12 protein-coding genes are annotated in these 16,021 nt (G+C 47.6%); 5 read left to right on the top strand and 7 right to left on the bottom strand.

Annotated elements, in window-relative coordinates; translation table 11 throughout:
* Positions 1-146: 146 nt before the first annotated feature.
* A complete protein-coding gene (locus JGK07_RS01795) occupies positions 147-380 on the bottom strand; it encodes a ferredoxin-thioredoxin reductase variable chain (protein ID WP_293182347.1) in 234 nt (77 codons plus the stop codon).
* A gap of 48 nt (positions 381-428) precedes the next feature.
* Between JGK07_RS01795 and JGK07_RS01800 the strand changes: the two genes are divergently transcribed.
* Complete coding sequence (locus JGK07_RS01800) at positions 429-560, top strand: hypothetical protein (RefSeq protein WP_293182345.1); 132 nt, start codon at positions 429-431, stop codon at positions 558-560.
* A 70-nt stretch (positions 561-630) separates the two neighbouring features.
* On the opposite strand, the gene JGK07_RS01805 is transcribed toward JGK07_RS01800, so the two are convergent.
* From JGK07_RS01805 to JGK07_RS01820, 4 genes are all read right to left on the bottom strand, one after another.
* Positions 631-3,414, bottom strand: a complete 2,784-nt coding sequence (locus tag JGK07_RS01805; RefSeq protein ID WP_293197113.1) for a DUF3536 domain-containing protein — start codon at positions 3,412-3,414, stop codon at positions 631-633.
* A gap of 976 nt (positions 3,415-4,390) precedes the next feature.
* Positions 4,391-4,807 carry a VOC family protein gene (locus JGK07_RS01810; protein WP_293186869.1) on the bottom strand — a complete coding sequence of 139 codons (417 nt, stop codon included), beginning with the start codon at positions 4,805-4,807 and terminating at the stop codon, positions 4,391-4,393.
* Positions 4,808-4,954: 147 nt separating this feature from the next.
* Entirely contained in the window at positions 4,955-5,248 is a 294-nt protein-coding gene (locus tag JGK07_RS01815; protein ID WP_293186868.1) for an antibiotic biosynthesis monooxygenase, read from the bottom strand.
* Positions 5,249-5,252: 4 nt separating this feature from the next.
* A complete protein-coding gene (locus JGK07_RS01820; RefSeq protein WP_293186867.1) occupies positions 5,253-5,447 on the bottom strand; it encodes a GrpB family protein in 195 nt (64 codons plus the stop codon).
* Between the two features lie 46 nt (positions 5,448-5,493).
* Between JGK07_RS01820 and JGK07_RS01825 the strand changes: the two genes are divergently transcribed.
* The gene (locus JGK07_RS01825) at positions 5,494-5,928 is read left to right on the top strand and encodes a hypothetical protein (RefSeq protein WP_293186866.1); all 435 of its coding nucleotides are present in this window, start codon (positions 5,494-5,496) and stop codon (positions 5,926-5,928) included.
* A gap of 10 nt (positions 5,929-5,938) precedes the next feature.
* A complete protein-coding gene (locus JGK07_RS01830; protein ID WP_293197114.1) occupies positions 5,939-8,626 on the top strand; it encodes a ParA family protein in 2,688 nt (895 codons plus the stop codon).
* A 178-nt stretch (positions 8,627-8,804) separates the two neighbouring features.
* Here JGK07_RS01830 and nuoB read toward each other — a convergent pair whose 3' ends face one another.
* On the bottom strand, positions 8,805-9,506 hold the full coding sequence (nuoB, locus tag JGK07_RS01835) for an NADH-quinone oxidoreductase subunit NuoB (RefSeq protein ID WP_293186872.1): 702 nt from the start codon (positions 9,504-9,506) through the stop codon (positions 8,805-8,807).
* A gap of 367 nt (positions 9,507-9,873) precedes the next feature.
* Between nuoB and cax the strand changes: the two genes are divergently transcribed.
* Together cax and JGK07_RS01845 are read left to right on the top strand one after the other, a co-directional pair.
* On the top strand, positions 9,874-10,995 hold the full coding sequence (gene cax / locus JGK07_RS01840) for a calcium/proton exchanger (protein ID WP_293216486.1): 1,122 nt from the start codon (positions 9,874-9,876) through the stop codon (positions 10,993-10,995).
* A 1,136-nt stretch (positions 10,996-12,131) separates the two neighbouring features.
* Positions 12,132-14,195: a serine/threonine-protein kinase gene (locus JGK07_RS01845; RefSeq protein WP_293187182.1), complete on the top strand. Its 2,064-nt coding sequence runs from the start codon at positions 12,132-12,134 to the stop codon at positions 14,193-14,195.
* A 146-nt stretch (positions 14,196-14,341) separates the two neighbouring features.
* Here the strand turns inward: JGK07_RS01845 and JGK07_RS01850 are convergent, their stop codons facing one another.
* Entirely contained in the window at positions 14,342-16,000 is a 1,659-nt protein-coding gene (locus JGK07_RS01850) for a calcium-binding protein (RefSeq protein WP_293216490.1), read from the bottom strand.
* Positions 16,001-16,021: the final 21 nt, after the last annotated feature.

A 16,021-nucleotide genomic window follows, 5' to 3' on the forward strand; every position in this document is an offset into this window, starting at 1 on the left:
AAATAGTCTCGTGCGATCGCCCGAGTTGCGGACAAAGCTACCCAAATAGTCAAGGATGGGTAGCTTTGTCCATAAATTAAGTTACAGTTTCAAACCCCGACTTCTTAAAGAAATCGGGGTTCTAACAGAAAAAAACAATTCTACACCTAGGCTTCAGCAGAAACCAATTCGACTTCATCTTCTTTGAAGTGAGCTCTAAATTTTTTGTCAAACTGAACTAGCACCGGCCAATTGGCACTGACAGGTCTGCCGTGCCATTCGTGAACGATCGCCACGATTTCTCCTTCCATACCCTTAATCTCAACTGGTTGACTGCGATTTTCCGGGTGGTGGTAGACAACAACAGAGTTTTTAACGCAAACGCGATCGCCAATTTTCATAGCTAAAAAATTTAGTGTTCTTTCTTCAAAACTCTACAAAGCCTGCAAGTGCAGAACACTTGTTGGCTTTGGGGACAGTCTTTTCATCTTCCCACAGAAGTAGAGCGAATACTCAAAGAAAATTGGCGGTTGTTTGTCGGTACTTCGATTCCGGGAAGCCTGAATGCCGATCGACTCTAGCTCGATCCCCACCGCCCGATCGGCATTTAAACCGATCGGGCGGATTCTGCTGTGCCGGAATTGATCCAGGCTAATCGACCAGCGATCGGCTTAACTGATCCAACCAACACTCAACATCAACGGCGAGAGTTTGACCCAACTCCAGCAACTGCCGGATCGAAGACAACTCCCAGCCACCGTCTGAGCCGACGATATCTAAAGCAACCGGGTCAACCTTATTTTCGCCGTCCGAAGTAGCTTGCCGTTGCAGCCAGCCCAAACACAGAGGCACAATTTGACTGTACAGAGAATCGAAATACAGTTCCTGCGATTTGTCCAAACACAAACCCAGACTCAGCCGATCGCCCACAGCAATCAAACGCTCGATGTACCGGATATCGGCTTCTAACTCCAGAGGCGATCGTTCATCTACGCCCGATCCTGCTTGCAGCAGCGTGTCTAGCGATCGCCAAACCAGCCGTTCCAAAATTTGCTTAACTTCAGGAACCTTCAACCGACTGCGGAGGAGACCGGCTTCAGTGGCGATCGCTTCAATGTCAGCCAGCAGAGGTTCCGCGTCTCCGGTTTCCAGTTCCAGCGCCTTCGCCGCCGTCAAACAGCGGTGTCCCAAAGCCACCTCAGCAGCCACTTGCAACTCAACCGGCACCGGCAACTCATCGCGATGGAAAGCCATCATCACCCCGTAATTTTCCCGATAAACCTGAGTGTAAAGTTGATCCAAGCGAGTCAAATTTTCTTGACTCAGCAACTGGACGATGCGGTGGCGTTCCTCTGCGAACAAATCCCGCAAGCTAAACGACTGATCCCCAAACAACCGCACCATTTCCAGAATCGCGTGGGCCGCCGAAGCTTCTTGCAGAACTCCAAACAACCGCTCTTTGAGCATATTGTAAGACCGGCGGCTGCCAAAAGGCTGAATGCAGCAGTGGAAATCCCAGCCCCCAAGGTGGAATGCAGCAAACACAAACACGTCTGTTTCCCGGGTAATTTCCGAGGTTAACTGCAATTGACCCACAGCCAGAGTCATCGAACCCATGCGCTGAATTTGGAAATCTTGCTGTTCGGCCTGATAGCAGTAAACTCGCTGTTCGCGGGGATATTTGGCAAACAGAGCACTAATCGCGTAGTGGGCGGCGACTTGTTTGAGACTGACTTGGGCTGTTGTCACCAGTTGGCGGTAAACTTCTGCGCCTGTTTTGAAAGAGTCAACGTTGCTGGGTATTAGGGCTAGTCGATCGATAAAATCCTGTTCTAGCTGAACACCAGCAACTTCCCCCGCCAATTCCAGCGCCCTGGCGGCGTAGCGCAAAATTTGCACGCCTTCGGGGCGAGAGACTTCTTCAAAAAACCAGCCGCAGCTAGTGAACATTAACAAAGTGTGGCGCTGCATTTCCAGCAGGCGCAGGGCGTCTACCTGTTCGGCGGCATCCAGTTCGCGAATTTGATGGCGTTGGAGGAAACTGTCAACATTCGCGGGCGATCGATCGCGGATGACATCAATATATTCATCTCTGGCTTTCCAGGGATCGCAAAACAGCTTGCGCCCCGCTTCCTCATAAATCGGAATCAGTCGATCGCGCAGCCAATTCAAAGTATCGCGCAAAGGCTTGCGCCACAGGAGATGCCACCCGCCGCCGCCACCGCACCCACAATCATCTTGCCAGCGATCGACCCCGTGAGAACAACTCCAAGCCGTCACCGGTTTGAGTTCCACTTCCCAAGTGCTGGGATTTTGACCTAAATAATGAGCATAATTCGTCACAGTCCAGCCGCGGCGGGGAAACTCCTCTGTGAAAGCGTAGGCGAGACATTTTTCCGTACTGTTTTTGTGGTGGCCGAAAGTTTCGCCATCTGTGGCCACGGAGATTAATTGAGCCGGTCTGTGGTCTCCCCGCACTGCTTGACCCAAGCGCCCAGCCAAGTGGTGGCTGCTGCTGAGAACGTCATTGAAGCCCATATCCCGCGAGATCGGGCCGTCGTAGAAAAAGATATCGATGTAGGGAGTGTGAGGATTTGGGGCTGAGGACTGCTGGCCGTGTCCGCGAGTAAAGTGGTAAGTGCTCAGGGGCGAAAGTTGGTGGTCAGCCATCAACCGCATTTCCGGCTTCAAATAGCAGCGGTAGGGGCGAGTCGGATCGATTTGGCCGCCGCCGACTTCGTGCCATTCGCCATCTGTTTGTTGCTCTCCTTCTTGGTTTTGCGCGATTAGCGGGCGGCAGCGTTCGGCTTGGGAGGGGGCTAAGACAATAAAACGAATGCCTTCAGCCACCAAAACTTCCAGGGTGGCGTAGTCTACGGCGGTTTCGGCCAGCCACATTCCTTCGGGATGGCGATCGAATCTAGAGCGAAAATCTGCGATCCCCCAGCGAATTTGGGTGTATTTGTCTCGCTCGTTCGCCAGCGGCATGATGATGTGATTGTACACTTGGGCGATCGCGTTGCCGTGACCGTTGAGGCGCTGACAGCTTTTGCGATCGGCTTCCAGAATCCGTTGGTAAACTTCGGGATCGTAGCGTTCCAGCCAGCTCATCAGAGTCGGGCCGATGTTGAAGCTGAGATATTCGTAGTTGTTGACGATCCCGGCGACTTCACCGCGATCGTTGAGTATGCGCGCAAAGGCGTTCGGGCGGTAGCACTCGTTGTCAATGCGTTCGTTCCAGTCGTGGAAGGGAGAGGCGCTCCCTTGGCGCTCGATCGCGTCTAGGTAAGGGTTTTCTCGGGGGGGTTGGTAAAAGTGACCGTGAATCGTCACGCACACTCCAGTTGCAGTTGCGGCGGTGCTTTGGGTTGCAGTCGTTACGGTTGGTGCAGACACAGAGAGCACGTTGGACTGAGTTTTAGAAATCGAAACCATGCGATCGAATCCTCAAGTAGTTAAAGACATGAAAACCAGCCTAATCAGTAAGTTAAACCTTACGCAGCAGGCGTTTGGGCTAGGCATCTGTAGGTGCTAAATTTTGGCAGATAATTTTTGATTCATTTGTAGTATTTCGAGCAAAGCATTCGTTGCAATATACCAACCGTCGATCCCTGAGTTTTTCTGCCAATGCTTTGCTGTTGAAAGAGTTATAAAAGTTAGCTGTTGCTGCTTTGTGGCACTTTCGACCCATTTCAGGTTAGTGCGTGCAGGGCTGCTCGTTGAGAGTTTATATTTACATTGCTGCATCTTAAAGTCTTATTCATTAAATGGCAAGTTTTCCCCGGAAAAATTTAATCTTTGGCGATCGATGGTGGTTGTGCTGTTGAAAGTTAACAATAGGGTGAAACCCCTCAGCAGGCAAAACTTTGGCTGAGGGGGGCTGCTGCACGAAATTGCTGCGTTGTGTCGGCGCAAAATCTTTTGTTGAGTTTTCTTGGTGAAAAGTTACTTTTACCCGACACCAGTAACTTATGGAAGCCAACAGATAGCCTCATTAATGCGATCGCGTGCGTGGGGATTTTCATGTCTTACCTCGACTTGATGCCGACTGCTGAAACAGCCTCGATACAATAATAGACTTGAATTGCATAAGTCTTCGATCGCTCCCTCAAGCGCAGATGTCAGACAGATGCAACCGACGATGCAACGCAGATAATTTCAGGGTGTTTTCCGATTTTTGCAATTCAAGTCTATTTTTTATCGATTGTTGGGGTATTCGAGCATCATTTTTGGTGGGCGGGGAAACAGACTCACATACTCGCGGGGCGATCGAGCAATTGACGGTTGATGCTGCTGCATGGCACATTTACCGTTCAGGACTATTCCAATTATATGCGACTGCTGTCCCGGCTCCTTTCGTCCGCCCTCACCGTGCCGTGCAAGTGCCGTTCAGCCCCTGCACAGCCTATTTTCAGCCAACTTTCTCCACCGTAAATCCAATTTCTTGCCCGTAGGATAGTTCCAGAGTATGACCGTCCGGGTCTCGCAAAAAGGCCCAATAGCCGATCGGATATCCAGAATCTTTTGGTTCATCAACCAGCACACCTTCTTGACGTGCACTATCGCAGAGAGAATCCATATATTCCCTACTCTTGCAACCAACCCCAAGGTGTGCCAGCGGAGACAAAACTGGATGTACAGAGTTTGTCTGAATCAGCACAATTACAAAAGGACGAGTGCCATCAGAAAGCCATACAACAGCAACACCTGCTGCTGCATCAATCCGGCGGTGAACGACCTGCATCCCAGCATACTTCGAGTAGAATTCAATACTTTTCTCAACATCGGAAACTGGGAGTGCGATGTGAGTAAAACCGATATCAATCATTTGAAATTTCCTCCATGCTTTAGACTTAAAACTTTGCAAATACTCCTGGACGCAGCGGATGTTAGAAACCGTTTTTTCAGAAATATATTTCACGGGAACATCATATATTATGTTAAAAACCCGGTTTCTTTGGTCTTAATGCGTAAGTCATGACCAAATGACTTCATAATGTTCGACTGTTGGAAATGGGTCGTAAAAATGATGCAATAAGGAACGCCACATTTGATAATCTGGCGATTCTCGAAATCCAACGGTATGGTCTTCCAAACTTTGCCACCGCACCAGCAAAATATAACGATTTGTGTTTTCTATGCAGCGTTGCAGCTCGTGCGAGATATACCCCGGCATAGAAGAGATAATCGCTGAAGCTGTTTTGAAAGCAATTTCAAACTCAGCAGTCCTATTAGGTTTAATGTCAAGAATTGCAACTTCTAATATCATAGATTTAATCAGATGCTCTCCACTTGGCAGCCTTCATATCCATTGCTTTAATAAATCCAGCTTTTCCGTCCATGTACCCCTGAATATTATCATAGTATTTATTGGCGAGTTCTTGTTTTAGTTCGCTGTATTGCTGCGCTTCTTCAGATCTACTAAAGCGAGATAAACCCTTAGGGGACACAGATTTGATACTTGACACAGTTTCCCGATGCTAGTATCATTTGTTAGTAAACCGTCGAACAAAAATGGAAGATTACAAATCTGCTTTTTTACAGCGCTATCAGGATACCGAAATACTTTGTTACTCTGCCAGAAAAGTGGCGGCCATGCACTTTGCTGGTGTGACAATAGAATGTCTGCTAAAATCAATGATATTCGCTTCCCTACCCAAAAATGCCAAGCGAGAATGGAAAACGGATTCTAACACTCCTGGTCATACACTTACTAATCCAGGACATAGTTTTCAAGATGCTTTGAGACGGCATAATAAGCTGCATGATAGGATTCAGAAATTTCCACAGGTAATGAAATGGCTGGTCACAGTTGAAAATCCCAAAAATCAACATTTTATAGATATGCGCTACTCTGGTAGTGAACCTAACGATCCAGACTATAAGCAGTGGCTGTCTGCATATAAGGGTCTCATAGGTTGGCTACAGAAGCAAGCTACTACACTTTGAGGATACAGAGATGCAGGAAACCTGGCAAATATCACTTAAACGGGAGCTGACAGACTGTTATGTGCAGAGTCCGCAGGAATGGACTGACATCAATATTTCTACTTCTGGACTTTTGAATTTGACGATTGTGAGCAATACCTTTAATGGCTTATGTTTCGAGCGTCGAAAGGAACGAGTACATAGCATCCTTAGGAAATTTAAAATATCCCCAGGTTTTATTTCTTTATATACGGTAGACGAAGCAATTTCCCTGAATTTGTCACGCCCACAGCTTACAAATGGAAGTTCAGTGCAAACTTGGCAAGATTTAGCTTTGTGGGCTGCAAATCCACAAAATCAATCCCAACTTTCTCAACCTGAACCCCGCATTCCTCGAACCATTACATTCTATTCCTTTAAAGGAGGAGTGGGGCGAACAACTGCCTTAACCCATGTGGCTTGGATTTTAGCTATGCGCGGTCGAAAAGTTGTGGCTGTTGACTTAGATTTAGAAGCGCCTGGTTTAAGTACAGCTTTTAGTTTAAACCCACTACCTGAATTTGGTATTGTCGATTATTTTTATGAGCGCTCCTATTTGCCTGAAGAGTTAGAACCCAATATTTTAATCACTAAGATATTTGGTGAAGTTACAATACCTGATGCAACAGGAAGACTCTTTATTGTTCCTGCTGGTTATTTAAGTCTTGACTACATTGCTAAAGTTGATGATCTGCGAGCAACTACTATTCTGGATAATGGTGAAACCCTCTGGTCTATTTTTAGTCGTGAAATTAAAGAACAGCTAAAACCAGATGTGATCTTGGTGGATTCACGTACTGGAATCAATGAATGGGGTGCTTTATCTCTACTCCAGGCTGCTGATGAGGCAATTATATTTTTGTTTCCCAACGAACAAAATCGGCAAGGAATTGATCTTCTTTTAAAATCACTCAATTCTTTTGGCAAGCTGTCAATTAATTTTGTATTTTCACCTGTTCCTGATATCAGTGATACTGGAACGACTAAAGTTACAGAAATTTGGCAGCTTTTACGCAAAGTCATTGAGCGCGAAATAGATCGAGATGAACCAAATGAAAATGGTGATGACTTAGATGAGTATCAATCTGAAATAGCAGAACCATTAATAGTACCTTACCTTCCCTCAATTGCTCTAGCAGATCGTCATCCTGTAACAGGATTGTTGGATTACTACAATCGAATTGCTAACTTAATTGATGAAGAAACTAATCAAATTCGCTCACAGGAAATTCTAGCTGCAACAGATACCGAACAACGCTGGAAAATTATTGAAAGCCTTCAATTTCCAGCCTTAAATGCTGCCGATCCTACGTCAAACCTTCTCGCTTTATTTCAGAAGACTGCTAATTTTGAAAAATTCTTAGATGAGACAACTTGCCTAATCAGAGGCAGAAAAGGAACTGGCAAGACAGCACTTTACTTGCTTTTATTAAAGCATGAATCTAAGGCTAGACAGCTAGCTCGCGATCGATTAGATTCTGTATTTTTCCTCTCGGGTCATGGTGGATTCCAGAACAGTCGCCCAACACGCAATGAATTTCAAATTATCAATCAAAGTCTAAAAGATAATGAGGGAACTTGGGAGGCATTTTGGCGAGCCTACCTGATATTTCGAGTTTATCAAGCAAGTTATTTAAAACTGCCAGATAAAGGGAGTCAAAAACCTAAATTTGAAAGTATACGCAACATTTTGAAGGGACTGCCGGGAGAAAACTGGCAGTCTGAACATACGCTCGCCTTAATTCAATTATCAACTGATTCGCAGTTGAGACTTGTTTTGTCGGATGTCTTAGACATTCTGAACGAACAGCAACGGGATAAAAATCAAACACTTTGGCTTTTATATGATGATTTAGATGAAGACTTCCCCGAAAAAGATGGAGTGAGACAGCAAGCTTTAAGTGGTTTGTTTCAACTTATTCAGGCTTGCGATGCCCGTCGATTAACATCAATTCGCTTTAAAATATTTATCCGAGAAGACATTTGGAATCGTTTAAATTTTGACAATAAAAGTCACTTCAATGGACGCGATCTTTTTTTGAAGTGGACAAGGGTAGATTTCTTGCGATTAGCTCTTCGCCAAGCCATGCAATCAGCAGAATTTAAAAATTTAGTCGATCGTTCTTCGCCTGTTGAAAACATTGATAGTGCTAATGAAGAAACCTTAAACCGCGCCCTAGACTTATTGTGGGGAATTCGTCGAAGAACCGGAGACAAAGCTAAATATGTTTATAGATGGGTTTACGAACGTTTATCAGACTCAAATAACACGGCTTTTCCCCGCAGCTTAAGTGCCTTGCTTGATGGAGCAAAAGAGCAGGAGTTAACTTACAAAGGACAAACATCAGTTAAGGCTCCAACCGATCGTTTACTGCGACCAACATCTCTGGAGATTGGTTTAGAAAAAGCATCAGAGGAACGTTGTGATGCCATTAAACAAGAATATCCTGAGTTATGCCAATTTTTTGAAGCTCTAGAAGGTGTTCCAGCTTTACCTACCAGACAAGACCTTGAGAACGCATGGCAGAAAAGTGTACGGGAAATATATCCTGACTTTGATGAATTTGCCAGTTTTTTAACTGAAATTGGTCTGGCTAAATGGCGGCAGAAAGAAACCCGTTATGGGTTTCCTGATATTTATGTGTATGGTTTCAAGATGATTCGTACAGGGACGAAGTAGCAAATTATGAATTTCATTGCCACTTCATCTACCATACCTAAACGAGCATGGTTAAATGACACCATCTTTCTATCCTCCCCAACAACCTGGCTCTTGGTGAAATCGCGTTCATTTCAGTTGAGGGAGGACAAAAAAGCGGAATGGTGCAGTCTCCTGTGCTAGTTGATTTCAATCATCGTCAAGCTTCGATCGCCCGAATCGATTCCAACTCCCGTACAACAGGCAATCCCGATGCGACAAGTTCAGGCGGCACCTGATGGGTTTCCAGGTATTTTCCGTCGTGAATTAGCTGCACAACGTTCATCCGGTGAGGGCGGGTGTAATAGCGGTGGGTTGGTTCCGTCTTTTGCCTTTCTTGCAAGCTGTCGTTGGCAATTTTCTTGCGGAGTTTGACGATCGCATCCATAATCGCTTCCGGCCGCGGCGGACATCCAGGTAAATAAACATCCACCGGAATTAGCTTGTCCACACCGCGCACAACAGTCGGAGAATCTGCACTAAACATTCCGCCCGTAATCGTGCAAGCGCCCATTGCAATCACGTATTTGGGTTCGGGCATTTGTTCGTACAGCCGCACCAACACAGGAGCGTACTTCATGGTAATCGTGCCGGCGGTAATCATCAAATCTGCCTGTCGGGGAGACATCCGGGGAAATACACCTAATCGATCCAAATCGAAGCGGGAAGCGAGCATGGCGCTAAACTCAATGAAGCAGCAAGCAGTGCCAAACATCAGCGGATACAGGCTGGACATTTTTGCCCAGTTGTAAAGGTCATCGACGGTTGTGAAAATTACGTTTTCCGATAGCTGTTGCGTAACTTCGGGATAAGCAGCCGGATTGGCGATCGACAAATCTTCTGAAGCAATATCTCGTGTCATGTCAGGTGAATTCATGTTGACAAAACTCCTGGAACGATATAGCTGTTGGTTGTTCGTTGACACTCTAATTCTGGCATCGAATTTTAGCTCCCGCCACGAACTGTCAGATATCTTGATACTCGCGCACTCTCTCATCTTCAGAACAGGCAATTTATCTGTGTAGCAGCTTAGTTCTCGGCTGAGTCATTTTCAAATTATCGATCGACCTTTTCAATTTTATTAAGTATCTTCGCCAACTTCTGACCAAAAAAAGTGAGTAAGTGCGATCGCCAATAGCCTTAAACCAGCATCCAATTCCTTTCCCCCTCCCCTTGGCTAAACTTGCTGGCAGGCTATGATTGACGGTTGGGAGCTTTTCAGAATTTAAATGCTAAACACAACCAACATAATTTCCAGCCTGCTGCTATTTATCCCAGTTTCGATCGCCGGACACTTTCTCGGCTGGGAATCCTCCACAATCTTCATCACCTCCGCCCTAGCCATCATCCCTTTAGCAGCCTGGATGGGTACGGCCACCGAAGAAATCGCCGTTGTCCTCGGCGCCAACTTGGGGGGTTTGCTGAATGCTACCTTCGGAAATGCCACGGAATTGATTATCGGCATCGTCGCCCTCAACGCCGGACTAATAGATGTTGTTAAGGCCAGCATCACCGGTTCAATTATCAGCAACTTACTGCTGGTGATGGGATTTGCAATGCTGCTAGGCGGCTTGCGCTACAAAGAACAAGAATTTCAGCCCACAGTCGCGCGGTTGAATGCTTCCGCGATGAACTTAGCTGTGATTGCCATTTTGGTGCCGACGGCTGTTAATGTCACTTCTATCGGCATCGCCCCGGAAACTATGCAAAATCTCTCTAGCGCTGTTGCGATAGTCCTGATTATTGTCTACGTGCTGACTCTGCTGTTTTCGATGAAAACCCACAGTTATCTTTACGATGTAGGGGTGGCAGAAGTCGAAGGTCTCGAAGAATTAGCCGAAAGTAACTTAGCACCAGACAGTCCCGACCACAAGGTGAATCTACCGTTGTGGATTTCGGTACTGTTGGCTTGTACGCTGATGGTGGCGATCGAGTCAGAACTCCTGGTTAGTAGTCTAGAAGAAGCGACGGCGCGTTTGGGGCTGACATCACTGTTTACCGGGGTGATTTTAGTGCCGATTATTGGCAATGCTGCCGAACACACGACGGCGGTGACGGTGGCGATGAAAAATAAAATGGATTTGTCGGTTTCTGTGGCTATGGGTTCGAGTTTGCAAATTGCTTTGTTTGTTGCCCCGCTGTTGGTTTTGGTGGGTTTTATCGTGGGCCAACCGATGGACTTGAACTTCAATCCGTTTGAACTTGTAGCAGTTACGGTGTCGGTGCTGATTGCGAATTCTATCAGTTCTGATGGCAAGTCTAACTGGCTCGAAGGTACTTTGCTGTTGGCTGCTTATGCGGTTTTGGCGCTGGCGTTTTTCTTCCATCCCGTAATCGAAGGACTCGTTTAAAAGGGTAAAGAAGTCAAGCGTGAAGTCGGAAGTTCGGCAACGAGAAATGTGCGGGATTTAACTCATGTAACGGATAGAATTCCCGATTACCCATCAGTTATGCCGTCATCGGGAAGAGGGAAGTCCTAGGGAAGAAAGCAGAAGGAAGTTCGGCCTTACTCGCAATGTGCGGGATTTAACGGATGTAACGGATAGAATTCCCGATTACCCATCAGTTATACTCGCAATGTGCGGGATTTAACGGATGTAACGGATAGAATTCCCGATTACCCATCAGTTATGCCGTCATCGGGAAGAGGGAAGAAAGCAGAAGGAAGGAAGATGGAAAAGGCATTAGGCAGATGTTTGTCCCCCACTCTCCCCATCTCCCCCTCTCCCCCTCTCCCCCTCTCCCCCTTTCTCCCTCTCTTTTATTTCTTCCTTCCAGAGTGCTCCGGAGCGATCGTACAATGGAAAGCGGAAAACGAGCTAGAGTTCACTCCGCTTGACATTAGCGACGCGAAGGATTTAAATCAAGAGTGCTCATCAGTCTTGTACTGGGTGTGATACGATCGTCACAGGTTGAAAATTGAGTATAACTAGACAACGTAAAAACTTAACTGGATTGTTGAGTACGCAGTCACACCGATCGGTGTTGCCGTCTAGGAAAACTCGTATTTGAACGAAAACCTGACTAGATCGAGACGATCGAGTACGGTAGGGCATACCGGAATTTACGCTTCAGGAGAAGACACTTTTACTTGACCTGGAGTAATCCAGTCGCAAGCAAGTGACTTCGTTGAACCAAGAATCTCAGTCACCAAGAGTGCTGAGAGTGCCAAAGTAAAACTTGATAGAGGTTAACTTACAGGGCGAAATAGTTATCTAAACTTAGTTAAAGCTCGCTGGACAAGATAAGTCTAGAAAGGCTATGATATCTGCAATGCCGAAAACCAAGGCTCAATTATCCGGTTTGTAAACCGCAGTTATGTCTGTACTAGCCAGCCTGTTAAGGTCGAGAAGGAAGTCCACAACTCGTTAAATTGGCTGAAAATAGTGGGTGACTCATGGCTAATAGCGACCGCTAGAATTGTTTTTTTGAGAAAGTTTAGCTAAGTTTTGTGTAGCAGCAACCTCAATCAGGGTTATGTGGCTTCGTGAGTTATTGCCTCAATCCCAAATGCCCGAATCCCTCCGATCCAGCCAACTCTGGTAAATCCGCGTGCATCCACTGCGGGTCTGAACTTTTGTTGCAAGGTAGATATCGGCTAGTCGCGCCTCTCGGAGGCGGTGGCTTTGGCAGAACATTTGAAGTGGACGACAACGGCGCCCGAAGAGTGCTCAAAGTCCTGCTGAAAGAACATCCCAAAGCTGTAGAACTGTTTAAGCAAGAAGCCGACGTATTGGTCAGGCTGAGACATCCAGGTATTCCAAAGGTCGATCGCGACGGTTATTTTACATTTTCGCCAGCTCACAGCACAGAGTCTTTTCACTGTCTGGTGATGGAGAAAATTGCTGGGGCCAATTTGCAAGACTGGCTGAAACATCGGGGCCGCCCGATCAGTCAAGAACAAGCTCTGAACTGGCTCAAACAACTGTCGGAAATTTTAGACCAAGTTCACCGACTCAACTATTTTCATCGGGATATCAAGCCGCACAATATTATGTGCAAGCCGAACGGGCAGCTAGTGCTGATTGACTTCGGGACTGCTCGGGAAGTGTCGGCGACTTATTTCGCTAAGGTGGGCCAGGGGCAAAATGTCACTGGTATTGTTTCCCCTGGCTATACCCCGCCCGAACAAACTAATGGCAAGGCTGTTCCGCAGTCGGATTTTTTTGCTCTGGGGCGCACTTTTGTTTATTTGTTGACTGGGAAGCCACCGACTGCGTTCCCAGAGAACCCCCGCACGGGCAGATTAATGTGGCGCAAAGGAGCTCCTCAGGTTTCCGACCCCTTGGCTAATGTCATCGATTACCTGATGGCGCCTTTTCCCGGAAATCGACCTCAAAGTCCGCAGATGGTTTTGCAGTGCTTGGAGGAAATTAATCTTGACGGTGCGGAAACTCAGTTACCAACTCAGTTGCCGACGACGGGACAAACTAAAATTCGCGGAACTTCCGGGGTGTCTGGGGCGACGAAGCAGACTTCCATCAACCGCCTCAAACCTCTGAATTCTGGTGGCTTGAACCAGTCGGAGCAAGAGGTTTTAGATTGGAAAAAGAAGTTGGTGGCGGGCGCTGCTGTTTTGATGCTGGGTATTGGCGCGTCTCAAATTTATGGTTCGATGCGTTACGGGGTGTTTCCGGCAAATCCGTTGTGGCTGCTTTCTAGTTTGCCTAGCAGTCAGTTTTTGCAAAGAAGTTTGGATAATGTCGGAAGTGTAAATGCGATCGCCCTGTCGCCGGACGGTCAAACTTTGGTCAGCGCCAGCTTTGGGACGATTAGAATTTGGAATCTGAAGACGGGACGCCTGGTGCGGACTCTGAATCCGGTGCATTCTAAAAAATCGGTTAGCACGCTAGCGGTGAGCCCGGACAATTCGACTTTGGCCAGCGGCGGCAATGACAATAATGTGATTTTGTGGGATTTGAAGACGGGGCGGCGGGTGCGGACAATTCCTGCTCACAAAGCCCCTGTCAACGCGATCGCCTTCAGCAGCGACGGTCAAAATCTGGCTAGCGGGAGCGATGACAAAACTGTTCGCTTGTGGAATGTCAGAACCGGCAGCAGGTTGCTGACTTTGACCGGTCACACCGGAGGAGTAAACGCGATCGCTTTGAGCCGGGACGGTCAAACTCTCGCTAGTGGCAGTGAGGACAAGACTGTGCGTTTGTGGAATCTTGACACCGGAGAAGTCAGAAGAATTATCACTGGCCACGGGGGCGCGGTTAATGCTGTGGCTTTTAGCCCGAACGGTCAAGTTGTGGCTAGCGCTAGCAGCGACAATACGATCCGTCTGTCGAACGTGCAAGACGGGAAGCGCACTCGCACTTTTAAAGGCCATTCGAGCTGGGTGAGGACGATCGCTTTTAGTCCCGATAGTCGCACTTTGATCAGCGGGGGCGGAGATATTATAGTGTGGGATTTGAAGACGGGGAAAGAAAGAAACACTCTTTCTGGTCACGGCCAGTTTGTGAATTCTGTGGCTGTTGCCAGAGATAGCAAGACTTTGGTGAGCGGCAGTCCCGATCGCACGATTAAGATTTGGCGAATGCCTTAGTCAGTTGTTATTGGTTATTAGTTATTGGTTATTAGTTATTTGTGATTAGAAGAGTGCAAATAACTAATAATCAAGTAGCAATTATATCATCTCTGGTGAATTAACCATCATATAATTGAAGGGTATTTTCAGCTTTTCCCCTATCTTTAAACAGAGAAGAAATCTTCAGTGCCGATGAAATTGGGAGGAACGCCTGTCAAAAATGCTAAAACTTCACCGCTGCTGGCTACTCCAATTAATGTGCCGTTCATTCCAGCAGAAATTGATAGTTGTCCGAAGGTCAAACCATTAATTAATTGAATGGTATCTTGGCCGTTGGCAAAATCAGAGATGGTATCAATTCCCAACCCCGTACCTAAAACAAATACATCGTTGCCCAAGCCGCCGACGAGATTATCGTTGCCCAAACCGCCGTTGAGGGTGTCAAAACCTTTGCCGCCAGACAGGATATCGTTGCCGTCGCCGCCATTTAAGACATCATTAGCCCGCAAACCGGTCAGCACGTCATCACCTTCCAAACCGTTGATGATATCGTTGCCACTTGTGCCAGTCAGGTTGTCGTTGCCGAGAGTGCCGTTGATGACGTTTGGAGTGCTGCTGGTGTCAGCAACAAAAATGTCGTCTGTATTGTTAGTATCCCCCGGCACTACGTTGGAGGGAGATGCATAAAACGCCACAAACCGCCCGTCGGCTGAGATGGAGGGATTACCTCCCTCCTCCGGATAGCCTGCTGAGTCAAAAGAGACGTTGGTGGTGGTATTGGTGAGCGTGTCCCGCACGAAGATGTCGAAGGTCTTGGTACCCACTATGTTGAAGACACCAGATTCAAACGCCACAAACCGCCCGTCGGCTGAGGTGGAGGGGTTGTCGGAGCGAAAGTTCCTCTGATTGCCTGCTGAATCTACAGAGACGCGGGTGGTGGTATTGGTGAGCGTGTCCCGCACGAAGATGTCTCCGCTACTGTTAGTATCCCCCGGCACGAGGTTGGAGGTAAAAGACTCAAACGCCACAAACCTCCCGTCGGGTGAGATGGAGGGGGTTTGGGAGACACTGTTCCCCTGATTGCCTGCTGAGTCTACAGAGACGCGGGTGGTGGTATTGGTGAGCCTGTCCCGCACAAAGATGTCTGTGTAACCGTTGGTATCCCCCGGCACGAGGTTGGAGGCACTAGAATCAAACGCCACAAACCGTCCGTCGGCTGAGATGGAGGGGAAGTTGAAGAAGCTCCTACTACCATACTGCTGATTGCCTGCTGAGTCTACAGAGACGCGGGTGGTGGTATTGGTGAGCGTGTCCCGCACAAAGATGTCTCCGCTACTGTTAGTATCCCCCGGCACGAGGTTGGAGGCATCAGAATAAAACGCCACAAACCGCCCGTCGGCTGAGATGGAGGGGCGGCCGGAGGCATCGTTCGCCTGATTGCCTGCTGAGTCTACTGACACGCGGGTGGTGGTATTGGTGAGCGTGTCCCGCACGAAGATGTCGTCTGTATTGTTAGTATCCCCCGGCACGAGGTTGGAGGCAGCAGAAGAAAACGTCACAAACCGCCCGTCGGCTGAGATGGAGGGGCGGCGGGAGTTACGGTTCCCCTGATTGCCTGCTGAGTCTACAGAGACGTTGGTGGTGGTATTGGTGAGCGTGTCCCGCACGAAGATGTTGTTGTTATTGTTAGTATCCCCCGGCACGAGGTTGGAGGCAGCAGAAGTAAACGCCACAAACCGACCATTGGCTGAGATGGAGGGGCTGTAGGAGTCATTGTTCGCTTGATTGCCTGCTGAGTCTACAGAAACGCGAGTAATTGTCATAAGCCCTCACATTTAAAAGTA

Source organism: Microcoleus sp. PH2017_24_DOB_U_A (assembly GCF_020738205.1).
GTDB lineage: Bacteria > Cyanobacteriota > Cyanobacteriia > Cyanobacteriales > Microcoleaceae > Microcoleus.